At 63.6% G+C, this 22,070-nt stretch carries 22 protein-coding genes; 19 read left to right on the top strand and 3 right to left on the bottom strand.

Translation table 11 applies throughout. The features are described 5' to 3' along the window. Positions 1–18 precede the first annotated feature (18 nt). The gene (locus L0U81_RS01065; protein ID WP_233799755.1) at positions 19–1,092 is read right to left on the bottom strand and encodes an MBL fold metallo-hydrolase; all 1,074 of its coding nucleotides are present in this window, start codon (positions 1,090–1,092) and stop codon (positions 19–21) included. A gap of 159 nt (positions 1,093–1,251) precedes the next feature. On the opposite strand from L0U81_RS01065, the gene L0U81_RS01060 reads away from it, so the two are divergent. The 13 genes from L0U81_RS01060 to L0U81_RS01000 all read left to right on the top strand — a co-directional run bounded on the left by L0U81_RS01060 (position 1,252) and on the right by L0U81_RS01000 (position 15,437). After that, positions 1,252–1,656, top strand: coding sequence for a MerR family transcriptional regulator (locus L0U81_RS01060; RefSeq protein WP_233799754.1), 405 nt, complete (start codon positions 1,252–1,254; stop codon positions 1,654–1,656). A gap of 49 nt (positions 1,657–1,705) precedes the next feature. After that, complete coding sequence (gene aceK, locus L0U81_RS01055) at positions 1,706–3,523, top strand: bifunctional isocitrate dehydrogenase kinase/phosphatase (RefSeq protein WP_233799753.1); 1,818 nt, start codon at positions 1,706–1,708, stop codon at positions 3,521–3,523. A 71-nt stretch (positions 3,524–3,594) separates the two neighbouring features. Beyond that, the gene (locus L0U81_RS01050; RefSeq protein WP_233799752.1) at positions 3,595–4,803 is read left to right on the top strand and encodes an acetyl-CoA C-acetyltransferase; all 1,209 of its coding nucleotides are present in this window, start codon (positions 3,595–3,597) and stop codon (positions 4,801–4,803) included. A 28-nt stretch (positions 4,804–4,831) separates the two neighbouring features. Then, entirely contained in the window at positions 4,832–5,509 is a 678-nt protein-coding gene (locus L0U81_RS01045) for an SDR family oxidoreductase (RefSeq protein WP_233799751.1), read from the top strand. Positions 5,510–5,519: 10 nt separating this feature from the next. Continuing rightward, positions 5,520–6,650 (top strand): acyl-CoA dehydrogenase family protein, encoded by a 1,131-nt coding sequence (locus L0U81_RS01040; RefSeq protein ID WP_233799750.1) that lies wholly within the window; start codon positions 5,520–5,522, stop codon positions 6,648–6,650. 7 nt (positions 6,651–6,657) lie between these two features. Continuing rightward, entirely contained in the window at positions 6,658–7,113 is a 456-nt protein-coding gene (locus tag L0U81_RS01035) for a YchJ family protein (RefSeq protein WP_233799749.1), read from the top strand. Positions 7,114–7,736: 623 nt separating this feature from the next. Next, entirely contained in the window at positions 7,737–9,050 is a 1,314-nt protein-coding gene (locus tag L0U81_RS01030; protein ID WP_233799748.1) for a dienelactone hydrolase family protein, read from the top strand. A gap of 540 nt (positions 9,051–9,590) precedes the next feature. Next, complete coding sequence (gene bioA / locus L0U81_RS01025; protein WP_233799747.1) at positions 9,591–10,952, top strand: adenosylmethionine--8-amino-7-oxononanoate transaminase; 1,362 nt, start codon at positions 9,591–9,593, stop codon at positions 10,950–10,952. Next, complete coding sequence (gene bioF, locus L0U81_RS01020) at positions 10,952–12,136, top strand: 8-amino-7-oxononanoate synthase (RefSeq protein WP_233799746.1); 1,185 nt, start codon at positions 10,952–10,954, stop codon at positions 12,134–12,136. The genes bioA and bioF overlap by 1 nt, the downstream gene beginning before the upstream one ends. Further along, on the top strand, positions 12,133–12,873 hold the full coding sequence (gene bioD, locus L0U81_RS01015) for a dethiobiotin synthase (protein ID WP_233799745.1): 741 nt from the start codon (positions 12,133–12,135) through the stop codon (positions 12,871–12,873). The genes bioF and bioD overlap by 4 nt, the downstream gene beginning before the upstream one ends. A 51-nt stretch (positions 12,874–12,924) precedes the next feature. Next, on the top strand, positions 12,925–14,019 hold the full coding sequence (gene bioB, locus L0U81_RS01010) for a biotin synthase BioB (protein ID WP_233799744.1): 1,095 nt from the start codon (positions 12,925–12,927) through the stop codon (positions 14,017–14,019). A gap of 261 nt (positions 14,020–14,280) precedes the next feature. Next, positions 14,281–14,850 carry a PAAR domain-containing protein gene (locus L0U81_RS01005; RefSeq protein WP_233799743.1) on the top strand — a complete coding sequence of 190 codons (570 nt, stop codon included), beginning with the start codon at positions 14,281–14,283 and terminating at the stop codon, positions 14,848–14,850. Further along, on the top strand, positions 14,850–15,437 hold the full coding sequence (locus L0U81_RS01000) for a type VI secretion system amidase effector protein Tae4 (protein ID WP_233799742.1): 588 nt from the start codon (positions 14,850–14,852) through the stop codon (positions 15,435–15,437). The genes L0U81_RS01005 and L0U81_RS01000 overlap by 1 nt, the downstream gene beginning before the upstream one ends. 322 nt (positions 15,438–15,759) lie before the next feature. On the opposite strand, the gene L0U81_RS00995 is transcribed toward L0U81_RS01000, so the two are convergent. After that, on the bottom strand, positions 15,760–16,785 hold the full coding sequence (locus L0U81_RS00995) for a sulfate ABC transporter substrate-binding protein (RefSeq protein ID WP_233799741.1): 1,026 nt from the start codon (positions 16,783–16,785) through the stop codon (positions 15,760–15,762). Between the two features lie 102 nt (positions 16,786–16,887). Then, positions 16,888–17,490: an RBBP9/YdeN family alpha/beta hydrolase gene (locus L0U81_RS00990; RefSeq protein WP_233799740.1), complete on the bottom strand. Its 603-nt coding sequence runs from the start codon at positions 17,488–17,490 to the stop codon at positions 16,888–16,890. Positions 17,491–17,748: 258 nt separating this feature from the next. Here L0U81_RS00990 and L0U81_RS00985 point away from each other — a divergent pair, with 258 nt between their 5' ends. The 6 genes from L0U81_RS00985 to L0U81_RS00960 all read left to right on the top strand — a co-directional run bounded on the left by L0U81_RS00985 (position 17,749) and on the right by L0U81_RS00960 (position 21,923). Beyond that, positions 17,749–18,690 carry a 2-hydroxyacid dehydrogenase gene (locus L0U81_RS00985; RefSeq protein ID WP_233799739.1) on the top strand — a complete coding sequence of 314 codons (942 nt, stop codon included), beginning with the start codon at positions 17,749–17,751 and terminating at the stop codon, positions 18,688–18,690. Positions 18,691–18,805: 115 nt separating this feature from the next. Beyond that, positions 18,806–19,732, top strand: coding sequence for a hydroxymethylglutaryl-CoA lyase (locus tag L0U81_RS00980; protein WP_233799738.1), 927 nt, complete (start codon positions 18,806–18,808; stop codon positions 19,730–19,732). Positions 19,733–19,766: 34 nt separating this feature from the next. Then, a complete protein-coding gene (locus tag L0U81_RS00975) occupies positions 19,767–20,288 on the top strand; it encodes a YbaK/EbsC family protein (protein ID WP_233799737.1) in 522 nt (173 codons plus the stop codon). Between the two features lie 5 nt (positions 20,289–20,293). Further along, complete coding sequence (locus L0U81_RS00970) at positions 20,294–20,539, top strand: DUF1289 domain-containing protein (RefSeq protein WP_233799736.1); 246 nt, start codon at positions 20,294–20,296, stop codon at positions 20,537–20,539. Continuing rightward, positions 20,536–21,009: a MaoC family dehydratase gene (locus L0U81_RS00965; protein ID WP_233799735.1), complete on the top strand. Its 474-nt coding sequence runs from the start codon at positions 20,536–20,538 to the stop codon at positions 21,007–21,009. The genes L0U81_RS00970 and L0U81_RS00965 overlap by 4 nt, the downstream gene beginning before the upstream one ends. Then, positions 21,006–21,923 carry an MBL fold metallo-hydrolase gene (locus L0U81_RS00960; RefSeq protein ID WP_233799734.1) on the top strand — a complete coding sequence of 306 codons (918 nt, stop codon included), beginning with the start codon at positions 21,006–21,008 and terminating at the stop codon, positions 21,921–21,923. Before L0U81_RS00965 ends, L0U81_RS00960 begins: the two co-directional genes overlap by 4 nt. The last annotated feature ends 147 nt before the right edge of the window (positions 21,924–22,070 follow it).

Below are 22,070 nucleotides of genomic sequence, written 5' to 3'. Positions count from 1 at the left end.
AAGATCAATACATCAGGATCACACCACCGCAAACCGAATCACCCCATCGGCATCCTGCGTCCGCTTCACATCCCCCGCCCGCCACAGCAGATGCAAATGCGCGAGCGCCTCACCCATCGCAAACGTCATCTGATGGACATCGAGCTGGCGCCTGAACATCAGCGGCACGATATCGGCGGCGCTACGCGGCTTTTCCGCGCACGCTTCGCGCACTTCAGCAAGCCGTGCGTCGTGATGCTCCCGTAGCTGACGAATCCGCGTGCGCACACCGCGAAACGGCTTGCCATGCGACGGCAGCACCAGCGTGTCCTCGGGCATCGTCTCGTAGCGGCCGAGCGACTCCAGATACAGTTCGAGCGGCGAGCCCTCCGGCTCGATATCGAACACCGACACGTTGGTCGAAATGCGCGGCAGCACCATGTCGCCGGAAATCAGCGTGCCGGTTTCCGCGCAGTACAGCGCACAGTGTTCCGGCGAATGACCGAAGCCGGTCACCACGCGCCACGCCCTACCGCCGATCCTCACGTCCTCGGCTTCGCGCAAACGGCGGTATTGCCCCGGAATCGCCGGCACGAGGCTCGCGTAATAGCTCTTGCGATTGCGCAGTTGGTCGAGCGATTCGACGTCGTTCAGACCGTGCCGCGCGAAGTGCCGCGCCGCTGCCTCACCGCCCGCGTTCGAGCCGTCGCCGGTCGCCATCACGCGCGCCTGCATGTATTCGCCAAGCGTCATCCACAGCCGCGCGTCCCAGCGCTTCTTATCGCCGCCGCCGCACACCCAGTGCGCGAGGCCGATGTGATCAGGATGGCAATGCGTGACGATCACGCGCAGCACCGGCAGGCCGTCGAGCACCGAGTCGAACACGCTCTCCCAATTCGCCTTGATCGTGTCCGACGTGATGCCGCAATCGACCACGGTCCAGCCTTGCTCGCCGTCGATTTCATCGCGCAGCAGCCACAGGTTGATATGGTCCAGCGCGAACGGCAGCGGCATGCGCAGCCATAGCACGCCGGGCGCGACTTCTATCGTGCGGCCCGCGTCGGGCATGGTGTCGTTGAAGGGGTATTGGAGTTGATGTTCGAGTGCATTCATGGGGACTGTCTTCCTCCGACGACGCTCCAGCATGGCGAGGTGTGCGATGCCGGTCGGCCTGGTTGTGGTTGCTTTCCGCTCAGGTTGACGATAACGTAAACGTCGATTCTATCGTCCAATCCGGTTTTGTGCCCGGCCACGCGGCCACGAGATGTCCCGATGAATACGCAATACACCATCACCGAGCTTGCGCGCGAATTCGACGTCACGCCACGCGCGATCCGTTTCTACGAAGACCAGGGTTTACTCTCGCCGAGCCGCGAGGGTTCGAGCGGCTTGCGGCGCGTTTATTCGGGCCGCGACCGCACGCGCCTGAAGCTCACGCTGCGCGGCAAGCGGCTTGGCTTTACGCTGTCGGAGATCCGCGACCTGCTCGACGTCTACGAATCGCCGACCGACACCGTGCCGCAACTGCATGCGTTTCTCGCCACGGTCGTACGCCATCGCGAAGTGCTCGAACGTCAGCGCGAAGATCTCGACGCAACGCTCGAAGATCTCGCGCAGTACGAAGCGCAGGCGCGCGCGCTGCTCGACGGCGCAAGGCACGACGCGAAGCCTGCCTGAATTGGCCTGAAGTTGCCTGACTCTGACCGGCGTTTGCGGAGCGCGCGTGATGAATCACTTCCCCAAGCTGTTATCGTCGCAAATCGGTTTCGACGTCGCGCAGACGATGCTCGAAGGGTTCGACCGTCACTACCGGATCTTTCGCGACGCCGCGATCAACGCAAAGACGCTGTTCGAAGCCGGCGACTGGCATGGCCTGCAAAAGCTCGCGCGCGATCGCATCACGTCGTACGACGATCGCGTGCGGGAATGCGTGCAACTGCTCGAAGACGAGTACGACGCGGAGAACATCGACAGTGAAGTGTGGCAGCAGATCAAGCTGCACTACATCGGCCTTCTGACCACGCACCGTCAGCCGGAATGCGCGGAAACGTTTTTTAATTCGGTCTCCTGCAAGATTCTGCACCGCTCGTACTTCAACAACGATTTCATTTTCGTGCGTCCGGCGATCTCGACCGAATACATCGAGAACGACGAACCGGCCGCGAAGCCAACCTATCGTGCGTATTACCCCGGTACAGACGGACTTGCCGCGACGCTGGAGCGGATCGTCACGAACTTTCAGCTCGATCCGCCGTTCGAAGATCTGAGGCGCGACGTCGCCTGCGTGATGCAGTCAATTCACGAAGCGTTCGGCGTGTTCGACGAAGCACCGAACTTCCAGATTCACGTCTTGTCCTCGCTGTTTTATCGCAACAAGGCCGCGTATATCGTCGGTCGCATCATCAACGGGGACGCACTGCTGCCGTTCGCGGTGCCGCTGCGTCACGTCAAACCGGGCGTGCTCGCGCTCGACACGGTGCTCCTCAAGCGCGAGCAGTTGCTGATCATCTTCAGCTTCTCGCATTCGTATTTTCTGGTCGACATGGAAGTGCCGTCGGCGTATGTCGAATTTCTGCGCACGGTCATGCCCGGTAAGCCAAAGGCGGAAATCTATACGTCTGTGGGTCTGCAGAAGCAGGGCAAGAATCTGTTCTATCGCGACCTGCTGCATCATCTGAAGCATTCGAGCGACCGCTTCATCGTCGCGCCCGGCATCAAGGGGCTCGTGATGCTGGTGTTCACGTTGCCGTCGTTTCCGTACGTGTTCAAGCTGATCAAGGACAGCTTTCCGCTGCCGAAGGAAACCACGCGCGCGCAGATCCAGCAGAAGTATCTGCTCGTCAAACGTCACGACCGGCTTGGCCGCATGGCCGACACGCTCGAATATTCGAGCGTCGCTCTGCCGCTCGCGCGGCTCGACGAAAATCTGTTGCGCGAACTCGAAAGGGAAGTGCCGTCGCTGATCGAGTACGACGGCGACAATCTCGTGATTCGCCACATGTACATCGAGCGACGCATGGTGCCGCTCAATCTGTTCCTGCAGAACGGCAACGACGACGACGTCGAGCACGGCATCAAGGAGTACGGCAACGCGGTGAAGGAACTGATGCAGGCGAACATCTTCCCGGGCGACATGCTGTACAAGAACTTCGGCGTCACGCGCCACGGCCGTGTCGTGTTCTACGACTACGACGAGATCGAATACCTGACCGACTGCAACGTGCGCGCGGTGCCGCCGCCGCGCAACGAGGAAGACGAAATGTCGGCCGAGCCGTGGTACGCGGTCGGTCCGCACGATATTTTTCCGGAGACGTACGGCACGTTCCTGCTCGGCGATCCGCGCGTGCGCCGCTCGTTCATGCGGCATCACGCGGACATTTTCGAGCCCGAGTTGTGGCAGCGGCACAAGGATCATCTGTTGAGGGGCGAGTTGCCCGATTTTTTCCCGTACGACCAGAGCGTGCGCTTTTGCGTGCGTTATCCGGAGCGGTTCGCCGACGCACCCGATGCGCAGGCGGACGAACCTGATGTGCGCGTGGCCTGATGAATCCCACGAGGGTTCGCATCAGGCCACACGCGACAGTAGCCATCCAGCTATGACCAAGGAGCTCAAACATGAGTGACGCAAACTACAGTGGTATCCAATCCGATCCGATCGTGATCGTCAGCGCGGCGCGCACGCCGATGGCCGGCTTTCAGGGCGACTTCGCGTCGCTGACCGCGCCACAGCTTGGCGCGGTCGCGATCAAGGCGGCCGTCGAGCGCGCGGGTCTGAAGCCCGAACAGATCGACGAAGCGGTGATGGGCTGCGTCCTGCCTGCCGGCCTCGGCCAGGCGCCCGCGCGCCAGGCAGCGCTCGGCGCGGGTCTGCCGCTCGCCACCGGCTGCACGACGGTCAACAAGATGTGCGGCTCCGGCATGCGCACGGCGATGTTCGCGCACGACATGCTGGTCGCGGGCTCGCTCGACGTGATCGTCGCGGGCGGCATGGAGAGCATGACGAACGCCCCGTATCTGCTGCCGAAAGCGCGCGGCGGCATGCGCATGGGCCACGGCCAGGTGCTCGACCACATGTTCTATGACGGCCTCGAAGACGCCTACGACAAAGGCCGTCTGATGGGCACCTTCGCCGAGGAGTGTGCGGCGTCGTTCGACTTCACGCGCGAGGCGCAGGATGCGTTCGCGGTCGAATCGCTGAACCGCGCGAAGCGCGCGAACGAGGACGGCTCGTTTGCCTGGGAGATCGCGCCGGTCACGGTAGCGGCCCGCAAAGGTGACGTCACGATCGCACGCGACGAGCAGCCATTCAAGGCTAACCTCGACAAGATCCCCACTTTGAAGCCTGCGTTCAGCAAGACCGGCACCGTGACGGCGGCGAACTCATCGTCGATCTCGGACGGCGCCGCCGCGCTCGTGATGATGCGCGAGTCGACCGCGAAACGGCTCGGCGTGACGCCGCTGGCGCGCGTCGTCGGTCATTCGACGTTCGCGCAGGAGCCCGCGAAATTCACCACCGCACCGGTCGGCGCGATCCGCAAGCTGCTCGGGAAAAACGGCTGGCGCGCCGGCGACGTCGATCTGTACGAGATCAACGAAGCGTTCGCGGTCGTCACAATGGCCGCGATGAGAGAGCACGATTTGCCGCACGACAAGGTCAACGTGAACGGCGGCGCCTGCGCGCTTGGCCATCCGATCGGCGCCTCGGGCGCGCGCATTCTCGTTACGCTGATCGGCGCGCTCAGAAAGCGCGGTCTGAAACGCGGTGTCGCGTCGCTGTGTATCGGTGGCGGCGAGGCGACCGCGATGGGTATCGAACTGATCTGACACATCCCCAAAAACTTCGAGGAATACGATGAAAACAGTGTTGATTATCGGTGCGTCACGCGGCATCGGCCAGGAATTCGTCCGGCAGTACAGGAAGAGCGGCTGGCGCGTGCTCGCGACCGCGCGCGACGGCGCCGCGCTCGACGCGCTCAACGAACTCGGCGCCGAAACCTTCGCGCTCGACGTCACCGCGCCCGAAGAGATCGCGGCGCTCGGCTGGAAGCTCGACGGCGAACGGCTCGATGCGGCAATCCTGGTGTCGGGCGTGTATGGCCCGCGCACCGAAGGCATCGAGACGATCACCGCCGAGGACTTCGATCACGTGATGCACACGAACGTGCGCGGCCCGATGCAATTGCTGCCGATCCTGCTGCCGCTCGTCGAGGAAACGGACGGCGTGCTCGCGGTGATTTCGAGCCGCATGGGCAGCATCGCCGATGCGAGCGGCACGACCGGCTGGCTGTATCGCGCGAGCAAGGCGGCATTGAACGACGTGCTAAAGCTTGCGTCGCTCGATGCGCAGCGCGCGACCTGCGTGTCGCTGCATCCGGGCTGGGTGCGCACCGACATGGGCGGCGCGCAGGCCGCGCTCGACCCCGCGCACAGCGTCGCCGGCATGCGCGAGGTGCTGGCACAGGCGGCGGCATCGCGCGACGAATTCCACGGCCGCTTCTTCCAGCACGACGGCACGCAGCTCGACTGGTAAGGAGACGTTCATGGTGCTTGATCAGGATCACCTGATGGTGCGCGACGCGCTGCGCACCTTCGTGCGCGAAGCAATCACGCCATACGCCGCGCAATGGGACCGCGAGCGCACCTTTCCACGCGATGTGCACCGGCAGCTCGCCGAGCTCGGTGCTTATGGCGTGCTGGTGCCCGAAGCGTATGGCGGCGCCGGCATGGATGCGCTCGCGCTCGCGCTGATCCTCGAAGAAATCGCGGCCGGCGACGGCGGCACATCGACCGCGATCTCGGTGAACAACTGCCCGGTCTGCAGCATCCTGCTGACTTACGGCAACGACGCGCAGAAGCGCGACTGGCTCACGCCGCTCGCGCGCGGCGAGATGCTCGGCGCGTTCTGCCTGACCGAACCGCAAGCGGGCTCGGATGCATCGGCGCTGCGCACCACCGCGGCGCGCGACGGCGACACGTACGTGCTGAACGGCGTCAAGCAGTTCATCACGAGCGGCAAGAACGGCGACGTCGCGATCGTGATGGCCGTCACCGACAAGACCGCCGGCAAGCGCGGCATCAGCGCGTTCATCGTGCCGACCGCTACGCCCGGTTACGTGGTCGCGCGCGTCGAAGACAAGCTCGGCCAGCATTCGTCGGATACCGCGCAGATCGTGTTCGAGGAGTGCCGCATACCGGCCGAGAATCTGATCGGCGCGGAAGGCGAAGGCTACCGGATCGCGCTGTCGGGGCTCGAAGGCGGGCGCATCGGCATCGCCGCGCAAAGCGTCGGCATGGCGCGCGCCGCGTTCGAAGCCGCGTTGACTTACTCGAAGGAACGCGAGAGCTTCGGCGCGCCGCTGTTCTCGCACCAGGCGGTGCAGTTCCGTCTCGCCGACATGGCGACGCAGCTCGAAGCCGCGCGTCAATTGATCTGGCACGCGGCTTCGCTGAAGGACGCGGGCCTGCCATGTCTGAGCGAAGCCGCGATGGCGAAGCTGTTCGCATCCGAAGCGGCCGAGCGCATCTGCTCGGCCGCCTTGCAGATTCACGGCGGCTACGGTTATCTGAGCGACTTCCCGGTCGAGCGGATTTACCGCGACGTGCGTGTGTGCCAGATCTACGAAGGCACGAGCGACATCCAGAAGATCCTGATCGCTCGCGCGCTCAACTGAAATTTTCATGAACAAGCCATTGTTGTCACTGCAAAGACCTGTCGACTGTCCGTGCGGCGGCGCCACGCCCGACGCACGCGCGGGCGCCGCAAACAAAGCGCCGCGTTTTGCGCAATGTTGCGGCCGTTATATCGATGGCGGCGAAGCGGCGCCGCGCGCGCTCGAACTGATGCGCTCGCGCTATAGCGCGTACGTGCTCGGTGCAACCGACTACCTGCGCGCGACGTGGGACGCCCGCACCTGCCCCACCGATCTCGACGCCGACCCCGCCGCGCCCGGCGCACCGCGTTGGCTCGGACTACAGATCAAAGCGTTCGCCGAAAGCGATACTGATCACGCGACCGTCGAATTCATCGCCCGCTACAAAGTGGGGGGACGTGCGCATCGGATGCATGAATTGAGCCGTTTCTTGCGCGGCGAGGATGGCCACTGGCGTTATGTCGATGGCGACGTCAACGAGTGATTGACGAGTAGATAGCGATTAAATAATCGCTGCGTTACACATCGAAACTTTCTCGCGTCTTTCGCCACCTCACAGCGAAATTCATCAAAGGCCCTCGTACAGGGCCCTTTTTTTGCGTCTTCTCACGAGGGCTTTTTCTGTTGGCCTCGCGCCACAGCACTTACACGACCTTTACTCGCCGCTGCCCGCCACACGTCTGCAGCCTTTGCACCGCAAGGCTTTGAAGCCTTGTCAGCGCAGGCGGCAATTTTTTCGACGCGGGTTCTCCTTGATTGCACAAAACAAAATTGTCGTGCGACGATCAGTCCGTAGTTCATGACGTCACATTGCGAGGGCAGGTCGTACCGGCTCCGCAAATGCGCAGGAAGCTTGACCGGCCGCTGATCGAATGCGGGCCGCGCGGGCTCAGGCAGCATCGAGTGACGCTCATCCTCGGCGCGTGGGGTCGCGTCGGCCGTTGGGTTTATCCCGTGCGATCTCGATTGGCGTGCGTGCGCTTCCCGCACAACGTACGCGAGTGAGTCTTTTTGTGTCGAAAACGCGATTGAAAGCTGAATGTCAGCAGTGTTTTTCACAACCGGACAGCGCGGAGTTCAGGACAGGTCTTTCAGGCAGGTGCGTCAATGGTGTTGAGTAAGGTTCTAACGAAGTGTGCGGCGATCTGCGCCGCGGCCACGTGTGCTGTCACGATCGCGCACGCCGATCCGCTCGCCTATTCGTCTCTTACGGCACAGAACGCGACGCCGCTCAGCGACACCCAGGGACCTCTGTCGCGCGCCCGCGTGCCGCGTATTGCGCTTGACGATGACGCCTATCTGCCCACGGCGCACCTGAACGAAAAGATCATCCGCGTGCCGGCCGACGCCGCCGGCACGGTCACGCTCGAAACCACGATCTACAAGCCGGACGGTCCCGGCCCGTTCCCGATGATCGTGTTCAACCACGGCAAAATCCCGGGCGACCCGCGCACGCAGGAACGCAGCGACCCGTTGCCGTTCGCGCGCGAATTCGTGCGCCGCGGCTACGTGGTCGTCGCGCCGAACCGCCAGGGCTTCGGCCACTCCGGCGGCGTGTACGAGCAGGACGGCTGCGACGTCGAGCGCAATGGCCTCGGCCAGGCCGGCGACGTTGCCGCGACGATCGATTACATGTCGAAGCAACCTTATGTCGACGCCACGCACATCGCGGTGGCCGGCACCTCGCATGGCGGTCTCGCGACGATTGCATACGGCACCGAAGCGGCACCCGGCGTGCGCGCGCTGATCAATTTCTCGGGCGGCCTGCGTCAGGACGCCTGCGAGGACTGGCAAGGCAATCTGACGCGCGCATTCGGCGCGTATGGCGAGAAGACCAACGTGCCGTCACTGTGGCTATACGGCGATAACGATTCGGTGTGGAACGCGCCGCTCGTCGCGGGCATGTACACCGCGTATGGCGCGCACGGCGCGAGCGTGAAGATGGTCGACTTCGGCAACTACAAGAACGACGCGCATCGGCTAGTCGGCGACCGCGACGGCGTGCACGTGTGGTGGCCGGCCGTCGAAGCGTTCCTCGCGCGCGCCGGTATGCCGACGGCCGTGCAGTATCACGTCGCCGATCCGGCCGCGCCGAAGGCGACCGACTTCGCCGCGCTCGACGCGGTCGACGCGGTACCGTACCTCGACAACGAAGGCCGCAATGGCTATCGCAACTTCCTGCATCAGTATCCGAGCCGCGCGTTCGCGGTGTCGAATTCGGGCGCGTGGTCGTGGGCCGAGGGCGGCGACGATCCGATGTCGGTGGCGGTGGCGAATTGCCAGAAGCAGAGTTCCGATCCGTGCCGGCTGTATGCGGTCGATAACGCGGTCGTGTGGGGCAGCCAGAATTCGCAGACCGCGGATGCGGGTGGTGCCGATGCCGATGCCGATGGCCGGCGCGCGATTGCGAGCCGGGAGTGAAGTACGAATAGAGGCGTGAATCGCGCCTGGTTCTGATGTGCCGCAAGCCCGCCGAATCGGCGGGCTTTTTCTTGCGCGTTAAGTCTTCCATTTTTGATGTGCAAAAACTCGGCGAGGATTGATCGCCGGACCGTTCACCTACCCGCTGAGCCCAAAAGCCAGCGGTTTTTTTGTTCGCGTCGAATGAGCGCGTGAACCTGCGTTCGCGCCCCACGCCCGCAAAAACACTTCGTCACCGCAAATTCTCGCCAGTAATAGCCCATTACTTTGACGTCGCTATCTCCGTCGATTAGCGATCTTCCATCCCGAAGTCGAACGAGCTGCACCGAACAGCGCCAAACCTCGACGCCGCCGCGAAAAACGCCCGTCTCGTCGCTGATGCGCACGACGAAATAAACCGCTAATCTCGACCCCGCGCGCTCGCCGAGACTCGTCTTTCGCGACTGGAAAAAGTCTGCGGAACAGCGAAAAAGCCCTCCCAAAGAGGGTTCAAAACCGCCCTCGCGCGTGCGCGGCAAAAAAGCACCTTGGAGTACCTCTTTGGAAAAATCAGCAGCTCACCCGGTCGCCCATGAGGATTGGGTCGCCCGCAGTCTGCGCGCGGTGTGGCATCCGTGCACGCAGATGAAGCACCACGAACGTCTGCCGCTGATCCCCGTCGCGCGTGGTCAAGGCGCGTGGCTGTACGATCGCGCGGGTCATCGTTATCTCGACGCAATCAGCTCGTGGTGGGTCAATCTGTTCGGTCACGCGAACCCGCGCATCAACGCGGCGCTAAAGGATCAGCTCGATACCCTCGAACACGCGATGCTCGCCGGCTGCACCCACGAGCCCGCCGTCGAACTCGCGGAACGTCTGCACGCACTGACCGGCAACACGCTCGGCCATGCGTTCTTCGCCTCGGATGGCGCGTCCGCCGTCGAGATCGCGCTGAAGATGAGCTTTCACAGCTGGCGCAACCGGGGCTACGCCGACAAACAGGAATTCGTCTGCATTGCCAACAGCTACCACGGCGAGACGATCGGCGCGCTCGGCGTGACCGACGTCGCGCTGTTCAAGGACGCGTACGATCCGCTGATTCGTCACGCGCACGTCGTCGCCTCGCCCGATGCACGGCTCGCGCAAGCGGGCGAAACCGCCGCCGACGTGGCCCGCCGCGCGCTCGACAATGTGCGCGCGCTGTTCGATGCGCGCGCAAACCGCATCGCCGCACTGATCGTCGAGCCGCTCGTACAATGCGCGGCCGGCATGGCAATGCACGATGCGTCGTACGTCGCGGGATTGCGCGCGCTGTGCGACCAGTACGGCGTGCATCTGATCGCCGACGAAATCGCGGTCGGCTGCGGCCGCACCGGTACGTTCTTCGCGTGTGAACAGGCAGGCGTGTGGCCGGACTTCCTGTGTCTGTCGAAAGGCATCAGCGGCGGCTATCTGCCGCTGTCGATCGTGCTGTCGCGCGACGAAATCTTCGCGGCCTTCTATCACGACGACACCGCGCGCGGCTTCCTGCATTCGCACTCATACACCGGCAATCCGCTCGCATGCCGCGCGGCGCTCGCGACGCTCGATCTGTTCGCGAGCGACGACGTGCTCGCCGCCAACGCACGCAAATCGGCGACGCTCAAGGCCGCGCTCGCGCCGCTCGCCAAGCACGCGCAGGTGCGCAATCTGCGTCAGCGCGGCACGATCTTCGCCTTCGATGCAGCGATCGACGATCCTCAGCAGGCCAGAACATTCTCGCGCCGCTTCTTCGAAAACGCCCTGCAACGCGAACTCCTGCTGCGCCCGATCGGCACCACCGTGTACCTGATGCCCCCGTACATTCTCAATGACGAAGAACTCGCGCTGCTCGCCGGGCGCACACGCGACACCTTCGACGCCACGCTCGCGGAGGCCCGCTGATGCATCTGCTCGACACCCTGGCCGAAGGGCTCAAGGAACTCGACGCGCGCGGCCTGCGCCGCCGCCGCCGCACCGCGGACACGCCGTGCGCCGCGCACATGACGGTCGACGGCCGTGACATCATCGGCTTCGCGAGCAACGACTATCTGGGCCTCGCCGCGCATCCGCAACTGATCGACGCGATCGCCGAGGGCGCGCGCCTGTATGGCGCGGGCAGCGGCGGCTCGCATCTGCTCGGCGGCCATTCACGCGCACATGCGCAACTCGAAGACGATCTCGCTGAATTTGCCGGCGGCTTCGTCGGCGATGCACGCGCGTTGTATTTCAGCACCGGCTATATGGCGAATCTCGCGACGCTGACCGCACTCGCGGGCCGCGGCACGACGCTGTTCTCCGACGCGCTCAATCACGCCTCGCTGATCGACGGCGCGCGGCTGTCGCGCGCCGACGTGCAGATCTATCCGCACTGCAACATGGACGCATTGAGCGCGATGCTCGATGCGTCGGAGGCGGACGTCAAGGTGATCGTCTCCGATACGGTGTTCAGCATGGACGGCGACATCGCGCCGCTGCCGCGTCTTCTCGAACTCGCGGAGCGGCACGGCGCGTGGCTGATCGTCGACGATGCGCACGGCTTCGGCGTCCTCGGCCCGCAAGGCCGCGGCGCGATCGCGCAAGCCGCGCTGCGCTCGCCGCATCTGATCTCGATCGGCACGCTCGGCAAGGCGGCCGGCGTGTCGGGCGCGTTCGTCGTCGCGCACGCGACCGTGATCGAATGGCTCGTGCAGCGCGCGCGTCCGTATATCTTCACGACCGCGTCGGTGCCGGCGGCCGCACATGCGGTGTCGACGAGCCTGAGGATCATCGGTGGCAAGGAAGGCGATGCGCGCCGCGCGCATCTTCGGCAACTGATCGAGCGCACGCGCGCGATGCTGAAGGCGACACCGTGGCTGCCCGTCGATTCGCACACGGCCGTGCAGCCGCTCATCATCGGCGCGAACGATGCGACGCTCGACATCGCCGCATCGCTCGATCGCGCGGGGCTGTGGGTGCCCGCGATCCGTCCGCCGACCGTGCCGACCGGCACGTCGCGCCTGCGCATTTCGCTGTCGGCCGCGCACTCGGATGCGGATCTCGACCGGCTCGAAGCCGGCCTGCAAAAGGTCGGAGCGCGCGCCGCATGAGCAACATGATTAACCATGATGGCGCGCTGTCGCTGTTCGTCACCGGCACCGATACGGAAATCGGCAAGACGTTCGTGTCGTCGGCGCTATTGCGCGGCTTCGTGCGCGAAGGCCTGCAAGCGGCTGCGATGAAGCCGATCGCGGCGGGCGCTTTCGAAGTGAACGGCGTGCTGCACAACGAGGACGCGGATCAGCTCGATGCTGCGTCCAGCGTCCCGCTGCCGCCCGCCATGCGCACGCCGTATCTGCTGAAGGAACCGGCCGCGCCGCACATCGCGGCCGCGCTGGAAAACGTCTCGTTCGATCTCGGGCACATCGTTGCGTGCCACGGCCAGGCGCTGAAGCTCGCCGATGTCGTCGTCGTCGAAGGCGTCGGCGGCTTTCGCGTGCCGTTGACCGCGACACAGGACACCGCCGATCTCGCCGTCGCGCTGAAGCTGCCGGTCGTGCTGGTGGTCGGCATGCGGCTCGGCTGCATCAGCCACGCGCTGCTGACTGCCGAAGCGATCGCCGCGCGCGGTCTCACGCTCGCGGGCTGGGTCGCGAACCGCATCGATCCGGACATGACGTTCCCCGACGAAAACATCGCGTCGATTCGCGCGCATCTCGCGCACGCATACGACGCGCCGCTGCTCGGTATCGTGCCGCATATGAGTCCGCTTTCACCAGAGCTTGCGGCCGAACAGCTAGACATTCGACGGCTTCTGCAAACGCTGCGCCAATTGCGCGCGACCTAGCGCTGCCCCGCAGCGCCGAACCCATTTCATCCGTACACGAGGATCGATCACATGACACAACTGAACATCGCAGCGAGCACCGCCGAGGCGAGCGCCACCAACAGCAACCCGGCTGCTGCCGCCACTGAAGCCAAGCCGCTCGCGCGCTGGCGCGTCGCCGATATCGTCGCGTTGTACGATCTGCCGTTCAACGACCTGCTGTTTCGCGCGCAGCAAACGCATCGCGAGCATTTCGACGCGAACGCGGTGCAATTGTCGACGCTGCTGTCGATCAAGACTGGCGGCTGCGAAGAGGATTGCGCGTACTGTCCGCAGTCGGTTCATCACGACACGGGCCTCGCCGCCGACAAGCTGATGGCCGTCGACGACGTGCTCGCCGCCGCGCAGGTCGCAAAGCAGAACGGCGCGACGCGCTTCTGCATGGGCGCCGCGTGGCGCAATCCGAAGGATCGCCACCTCGAGCCGATCAAGGACATGATCCGCGGCGTGAAGGCAATGGGCCTCGAAACCTGCGTGACGCTCGGCATGCTCGAAGATCATCAGGCGAAGGCGCTCGCCGACGCGGGGCTCGATTACTACAACCATAACCTCGATACGTCGCCGGAGTTCTACGGTCAGATCATTTCGACGCGCACGTATCAGGACCGTCTCGATACGCTCGAGCGCGTGCGCGATGCCGGCATCAACGTGTGCTGCGGCGGCATCGTCGGCATGGGCGAGTCGCGCCGCGAACGCGCAGGGCTGATCGCGCAGCTCGCGAACATGGAGCCGTATCCGGAATCGGTGCCGATCAACAATCTGGTACAGGTGCAAGGCACGCCGCTGACCGGCACCGAAGCGATCGATCCATTCGAATTCGTGCGCACGATCGCGATCGCGCGCATCACGATGCCGCGCGCGATGGTGCGTCTATCGGCCGGCCGCGAGCAGATGGACGAAGCATTGCAGGCGATGTGCTTCCTCGCCGGCGCGAATTCGATCTTCTATGGCGATCAGTTGCTGACCACGAGCAACCCGCAGGCGGAAGCGGACCGCAAGCTGCTCGCGCGTCTGGGCATTCGCGCTGAAGCCGCGCAGCAGATGCCGGTTGAGCAGAGTGGGTGCGAGCATGGGTGTGGGCATGGGGATCATGCAGTGACGAACTGAGCCGACGAACCGCTCAGTCGCATGCGCTGCGCCAGCGCGAATAAAAATGGCTGCGTCGCTGCGCAGCGACTAAATTGCACCCCGAAAGTTGGACATTGATCCAATCTTCGGGGTGCTTTTATGGCGAAGCGTTGCTCACCAGTTCAAGGAACAGATTCAATTGCAAATCTCGTCAAATTCAGAATTGTCGCAATCAGTCTGATTTTAGAAATGCCCTGGCACCTGTAGGATGACTCGCCTGAGCCCGTCGGGAGAGCGTAAATGCGTAAGGCAGCGGTACGGCATGGTGACCCAACCACGACTCACGGATTCGTCATAGCCTACTCGTCGAAGATCTCCGACAAAGGCAAAAAGGTAGCCCTTAGCGGAGACGAAGCGACATGCGGCACCTGCGAGGGCGCGTTCAAGCTATTCGGCACCGGCAAGAGCATGTCCGAAAAAGGCCGGGCTGTCGTTCTCGACGGCGATCGAGTGCTATGTCCGTGTGGCAAAAACCGGGTGATCGTGGGCAGTCATCCAGGTGTCTTCATCGAAACTGATCATGGCCCGTCGGATAGCCGACGTATCGCCGCATCTACGGCGGCTACATCTACGGCGGCTACATCATCTCCGACTACGCTCGTATTTGACGAACAGGTCTGCGCAAGCGTGATGGGTGTCCAGCTTCCTGGCTACCCGTATTACATGGAAACCGCAGACGGACGCATAGAGTTCGGTCGCCTCGACGCTAGCGGTAGATTGCCACGCATCGCAAGTGGCGCAAGCGCCGCCGAGTACACCGTATATTGGGGCGACGAAGCGCTAGCAAAACAGGTGGGAGGCTCTGGCTAATGCCGAACAGAAGCACCGTAGTCAGAACCAATCCGACGCCAGGCTCCAGCAAGTCGATCCAGTTGAATGCCGTCACATTCCAGCAACTGTGGGACAACTATCCGTCACACGATCCGTACGATAATCTCGACTATCCCGACCAGTGCGCAATTCGCATGAGTGTGACTTTCCATCGTGCCGGCGTCCCGATGAAGTCGTTTTCATCAAGGCTGATCAGACCGCTTGGTGGACAGCCCAGCATTGGGCGTATCATGCTCGACGGAAAAGTAACAGCAACACGAGCCAATGAACTTGGCGAGTGGCTAAAGCTTCAGCCAATTGCCGGAATCGGAAAACCGGAGGACATTACCGGAGCCGATTGGGTTACTAAAGTCAAAGGCCGCACCGGCATCGTCATGTTTGACGGGTACTGGAGTCGGGACACCGATTCGACTGGTAGTACAAGCGGCGGTCACATCGATCTATGGAACGGCAACAAGCTGACGGGTTTCGGCACCGGACTCAGAATCAGCTGGAACATTGTCATTCCAGGTATCTGGTCGGACTTTCGAAATTCAAAAACGGTTCTGTTCTTTCCTGTGAAATGAGCCTTCCAAGGATACTCGTCGGCGTCACGCTGGGAGCAGTTAGCGGCACCCTATTGTCGTGGCTCGGGCTCTACCTGTACGGTGCTTTTCTGCTGCACGGTAAAGGAAGTCTCTTCGACACTTCTCGTACAGCAGAAAACACCTTTCTGCTTCTCTGGTCCGCGCTGGCATCCGTGAGCTCGATAGTCGGCGGCTATATCGGCTACTCGAGCAAACGCCTCTAAAAGATCTGAGGCCAGGTCCGCGGCAGGACCAGGCGGGGCATGAACAAAGTCATGCCCCCGCAACGTCACGAAGCTCCTTCCGAAGCAAAACTTCGACTCTACTTCCGGTCCACAATAATCTGATCGAACGTCCCCCCATCGGAGAAGTGCGTGTCTTGCGCCTTTTGCCAGCTACCGAACATCTCCTCGACCGTAAACGTCTTGATCGGCTTGAACTCGGCCGCGTGCTTCGCGAGCACGTTCTTGTCGCGCGGACGCAGATGATGCTGCGCGATGATCTCCTGCGCGGCCGGCGACCACAGATAGTCGAGATACGCCTGCGCTTGCTTGCGCGTGCCACGCTTGTCGACGACCTTATCGACGATCGACACCGGCGGTGCCGCGAGCAAACTCACCGATGGATAGACCGCTTCATAGCTGCCCGCGCCGACACCCGTGTTGATCAGCGACACTTCGTTCTCGAACGTGACGAGCACATCGCCGATGTCGCGCTGCGTAAACGTCGTCGTCGCGCCGCGGCCGCCGGTATCGAGCACCGGCACGTTGCGGAAGATCGCCTTCACGAAGTCGAGCGCCTGTGCATCGGTGCCGCCGTGCTGCTTCCGATAACCCCACGCGGCGAGATACGTATAGCGTCCGTTGCCCGAAGTCTTCGGATTCGCAATCACCGCCTGGATGCCGGGCTTCGCGAGATCGTCCCAGTCCTTGATGTGCTTCGGGTTGCCCTTGTGCACGAGGAACACCATCGTCGTCGTATACGGCGCGCTGTCGTCAGGCAGCCGCGCACGCCAGTTCGCGGGGACCAGGTGGCCCTTTTCGGCGAGCAGGTCGATGTCGTTCGGCTGGTTCATCGTTACCACGTCGGCCTGCAAACCCTGCAGCACCGACAGCGCCTGCGCGCTCGACGCGCCATGCGACTGCCGCACCGACACCGTCTCACCGCTCTTCTGCTGGTATGCCGCGATGAAGCTCGCGTTGATGTCCTTGTACAGTTCGCGCGTCACGTCATACGACACGTTCAGAAGCGACGTGTCCGCGTGCGCCGTCGAGACGACGCCGAACCCGAGCGAAATAACCGTGATGCAAGCCGCAAGCCAGCGCGATGTCCCCGTGTTGCCCTTCATTGTGTCCCCGCCTGTCGATGATAAAAACCTGTAGCCGCGCTTGCGCGGCGTGAAGCGGGATTCTAACGGATTGCTTACCTTGCGCGCGGCGCCGCCGGGCGCTCACACGAGCGCATGCTGCGCGGCTTCGATCGCCTCATCGCGAAAGCGCAACGGCGCCGCGCAATGCACGAGCGTATCGATGAAATATTTTGCGCGCGGCCACGGCCCGAAGCCCGCCGCCGTATTGATATGTCCCGCGTCGCCAAGATTGACGAACGCGCTGCCGAAGCGCTGCGCGAGATCGCGCGCGTCGCCGAGCGTCATCCACGGATCGGTTTCGCTGCCGATCAGGATCGACGGCACGCCCAGACGTCGCGCGTCGAACGGCCCCGCGAACGCGAACTTGCGCGGACTCGCGGGCGCGACGAACAGCACGCCGGCCACGTCGCTCGTGAGCGTGCCCTGCTGCAACGCATGCGCGGTCGCGAGGCAGCCGAAGCTATGCGCGGCCAGCACGAACGGGCCGCGTTCGCGCGCGAGCAGATCGCGCAACGACTTCGCCCATAGCGTGAGATCGGGCGCATCCCAGTTGGCCTGCTCGACTCGCAGCGAGCGCGCGAACTGCCGCTCCAGCCATGTCTGCCAATGCGCGCCTTCGCTGCCGTGCAGGCCGGGAACGGTGACGAGCCGTGGCGGCCAATTCGATCGGGTGCATGAAAGCATGTGCGTGCCTCGCTGCGAACGGAATTCGGGCAATCATTGTCCCGCTGTGTTGCGCGTCGACGAACCAAGTTTTTGTGCTTTCGTTATGGGTCAAACGAGGAAATGCGATGGTATGCGCGCGATTGGCGTCGAAAACGTAGAATGAAGCCTATCCATAACGGGAGGAGACCCGATGCCGCACGCGTCGTCCCATTGCCGTGGCGCGGTCCGGGTCCACTGCCCGCATGCTCACATCAACGCCGACGCATTCCGGATCGCATGAAAATCCTTTTCTACGCACCGCATACCGAAGCCGCCGCGTGGCTGGACGACTTCGCGCGCGCACTGCCCGCGGCCGAGCTGCGCGAATGGCAGCCCGGCGACACTGCCCCAGCCGATTTCGCGGTGGTCTGGCGTCCGCCGCCCGAGATGCTGGCCGGCCGCCATACGCTGCGCGCGATCTTCAATCTCGGCGCGGGCGTCGATGCGATTCTCGCTCTCGAACGCGCGCACCCGGGCACGTTGCCGCCCGAGGTGCCGTTGATTCGCCTCGAAGATACCGGCATGGGCGCGCAGATGACCGAGTACGTGACGCACGCGGTGCTGCGCTATCTGCGTCGCTTCGACGAATATCAGATGCTGCAAGGCGAGCGCCGCTGGAAAGTGCTCGAACCGCATCCGCGCGCGACGTTCACGGTGGGCGTGCTCGGACTCGGCGTGCTCGGCACGCAGGTCGCGCAAACGCTCGCTTCGTTCGGCTTGCCGGTGCGCGGTTACAGCCGCAGCGCGAAGCAGATCGACGGCATCGCGACGTTCGCCGGCGACGCGCAGTTCGACACGTTTCTCGACGGCGTGAAGGTGCTCGTCAATCTGCTGCCGCATACGCCCGACACCGAAAGTGTGCTGAATGCACGAGTTTTCGCGAAGCTCGCGCGCGGCGCGTATCTGATCAACGTCGCGCGCGGCGCGCATCTGGTCGAAGCGGATCTGCTCGCTGCGCTCGCGAGCGGCCAGCTCGCAGCCGCGACGCTCGACGTGTTTCGCAACGAGCCGCTGCCCGCCGATCATCCGTTCTGGCGCGAGCCGCGCATCACGATCACGCCGCATACGTCGGCGCTGACGTTGCGCGCGGATAGCGTCGCGCAGGTCGCGCGCAAGATCGAAGCGCTGATGCGCGGTGAGCAGGTGAGCGGCGCCGTGCAGCTGGAGCGCGGCTACTGAGTGAAACCCGCGCTCGCGCGCGTCGTTGGCGCGCGGGCTGAATTGAATTGCAGCAACGCGGCAGCACCCATCCTCGATGGGACAGCGATCAACCGCATGGGATCGGAGACACATCATGGCCTTACCGAAACAAGTGAAAATCGTCGAAGTCGGTCCGCGCGACGGGCTGCAGAACGAGAAGGAATTCGTGCCGACCGCGACCAAGATCGAGCTGATCAACCGTCTGGCGTCGGCCGGCTTTCAGAACGTCGAAGCGGCCTCGTTCGTCTCGCCGAAATGGGTGCCGCAGATGGCCGACGGCGCCGACGTGATGGCCGCCATCGAGCGCCGCGCGGGCACCATCTACTCAGTGCTGACGCCGAACCTGCGCGGCTTCGAAGGCGCGCTCGCCGCGCGCGCCGACGAGATCGTGATCTTCGGCGCGGCGAGCGAGGCGTTCTCGCAGAAGAACATCAACTGCAGCATCGCGGAGAGCATCGAGCGCTTTGCGCCGGTTACCGCAGCGGCGAAAGAACATGGCCTGCGGATTCGCGGCAGCGTCTCGTGCGCGCTCGGCTGCCCGTACCAGGGCGAGGTGCCGGTCGAGTCAGTCGTCGACGTCGTGAAGCGCTTCGCGGCGCTCGGCTGCGACGAGATCGACATCGCCGACACGATAGGCGTCGGCACGCCGAAGCGCACCCGCGAAGTGTTCGAGGCGGTGACCGAAGTGTTTCCGCGCGAGCATCTGTCGGGACACTTCCACGATACATACGGCCAGGCGCTCGCGAACATCTACGCGGCGCTGCTCGAAGGCGTCGAAATTTTTCATGCGTCGGTCGCGGGGCTCGGCGGCTGCCCATATGCGAAAGGCGCAACCGGCAACGTCGCGACTGAAGACGTGCTGTATCTGATGAACGGCCTCGGCATCGAGACAGGCATCGATCTCGCGCAAGTGGTCGAAATCGGCGACTTCATTTCGAGCGCGATCGGCCGGCCCAACGTGTCGCGCGCCGGCAAGGCGTTGCTCGCGAAGGCGCGCAGCGAAGCGAATACCTGCGTATAAACGCTCCATCCATTTTCATTCAGGATCCCCAACGATGAACAACCTCGCATCCTTCGACTCCGACGATCTCGCCGCGTTGCCCGACTCGGCACGCCGCGTCGCGCTGCTGCTGCGCGAACGCGGTCACGCGGGGCGAATCGTGATGCTGCCGGAAACCGGCAAGACTTCCGCCGAAGCGGCCGCCGGACTCGGCTGCTCGGTCGCGCAGATCGCGAAGTCGATCCTGTTCCGGCGCCGCGAAGACGACGCGCCAGTGCTGGTGATCGCGAGCGGAGCGAATCGCGTCGATGAAAAGAAAGTGGCCGCACAGGTCGGCGAGATCGGCCGCGCGGACGCGAAATTCGTGCGCGAAAAAACCGGCTATGCGATCGGTGGCGTGTGCCCGGTCGGACACGCCACCGAGCCGGTCACGCTGATCGATGCCGATCTGCTCGAGCTACAGAGTCTGTGGGCCGCCGCCGGTCATCCGCACGCGGTGTTCAATCTGACCGCGCAGGAACTGATCGCCCTGACGGGCGCACCGGTCGTCGATGTCGCGTTGCGCGAGCCGGCCTGAACACGATGACGAGCAGCAACGACTACGCCGACAGGAACCACGACGGTTCCGTGCCGTCACCGTGCATTAGCGTGTGCAGGATGGATGCGTCGACGGGCTGGTGCGAAGGATGCCTGCGCACGATCGACGAAATCGCCGGCTGGTCGACGTTCGACGACGACGCGAAACGCGCGGTGTGGGATGCGATCGAAGCGCGTCACGCGCAGCACATGGCGAGGCACCTAACATCGAACACGAAGGAGAACCAATGAACGCCGCGCCGCGCATCGTGACGCCCGGTGAGACGTTCCACTCGACGCTCGAGTTGTCGGTGGATTCGATCAAATCATTCGCGACGCTCGTCCACGATCAGAACCCGCTACATCACGACGAAGCGTATGCCGCGCAAAGCCGCTTTGGCGGTTTGATCGCGTCGGGCACGCAGCCCACCGCGTATTTCATGGCGCTGCTCGCGACGCATTTCTCGACCTATGCGCAGCCACTCGGCCTCGAATTCGACATCAAGCTCAAGCAGGCGGTGCAGGCGCACGACACGCTTACGATCACGTGGCGCGTGCGCGACGCTCACTGGAAGCCGAGTCTGAATGGCGATCTGACCTATCTCGAAGGCTCGGTGGTCAATCAGCGCGGCGAGCTGATGTTGACCGGCACGTCGACGATCCTCGTCATGCCGAAACCCGACGCAGTCGTGCACGCGCAAGCGAAAACGGCCACGCCATGATCGCGCTGCCCGCGTCGATCCAGGTTTTCGAGCGCGGCTGGCTGTCGTCGAACAATGTGCTGCTCGTCGACGACACGTGCGCCGCGCTCGTCGATACCGGTTATGCGACGCACGCATCGCAAACGGTCGCACTGGTACGCAATGCATTGCACACGCGGCCGCTCGATCTGATCGTCAACACGCATCTGCATTCGGATCATTGTGGCGGCAACGCGCTGTTGCAGGCCGCATGGCCGTGCCGCACCCTGATCCCCGACGCCGAAGGCGATGCCGTGCGCACCTGGGATGAAACGCGCCTCACGTTTCGCGCGACGGGTCAAACCTGCGAGCGCTTCTGCTTCACCGGCACGCTTGCGCCCGGCGCGCACTTGCGGCTAGGCGCGCTCGACTGGCAGGTACTCGGCGCGCCCGGCCACGATCCGCATTCACTGATGCTCTATTGCGCGGACGAACGCTTGCTGATCAGCGCGGACGCGCTGTGGGAAAACGGCTTTGGCGTGATCTTTCCCGAACTCGAAGGCGAAAGCGGCTTCGCCGAGCAGCAGGCCGTGCTCGACATGATCGCGACACTCGACGTGCGGGTCGTCATCCCCGGCCACGGCGCGCCGTTCACGCAGGTCGATTCGGCGCTCGAACGCGCGATGTCGCGCGTCGCCTGGTTGCGCGCCGATCCCGCGCGCAACGCAAGGAACGCGCTCAAGGTGCTAATCGTATTCAAGCTGCTCGAAGTCCGCGAGATGAATGTCGACACGCTGCAACGCATGCTCGACGACGCGGCCGTGATGCGCGCTGCCGCGTCGATGCTCAAGCCGCGCGGCGAATGGCCCGCGTTGCTGAAGGGAATGATCGGGGAGTTGGCTGCGAACGGTGGACCGCTCGAAGTGGACGGCGCGCGCATTTTCGCGCGGCGTTGAACATACAAAAAAGAAAGCCGCTCGACGAAGCGAGCGGCGCAACATCTGTGTGGACGTGATCAGCGTCGCGATCAATGATACGCGTGCGGATTTTCGCAACGCATCGGTGATTTCCCTACAGAAAATTACGTGATGTTTCGTCAAGCG

It is taken from the genome of Paraburkholderia sp. HP33-1 (genome assembly GCF_021390595.1).
In the GTDB taxonomy this organism is placed as follows: Bacteria; Pseudomonadota; Gammaproteobacteria; order Burkholderiales; family Burkholderiaceae; genus Paraburkholderia.
Note: the sequence above shows the minus strand (reverse complement) of the source record. Positions and strands in the feature narration are given on the sequence as shown.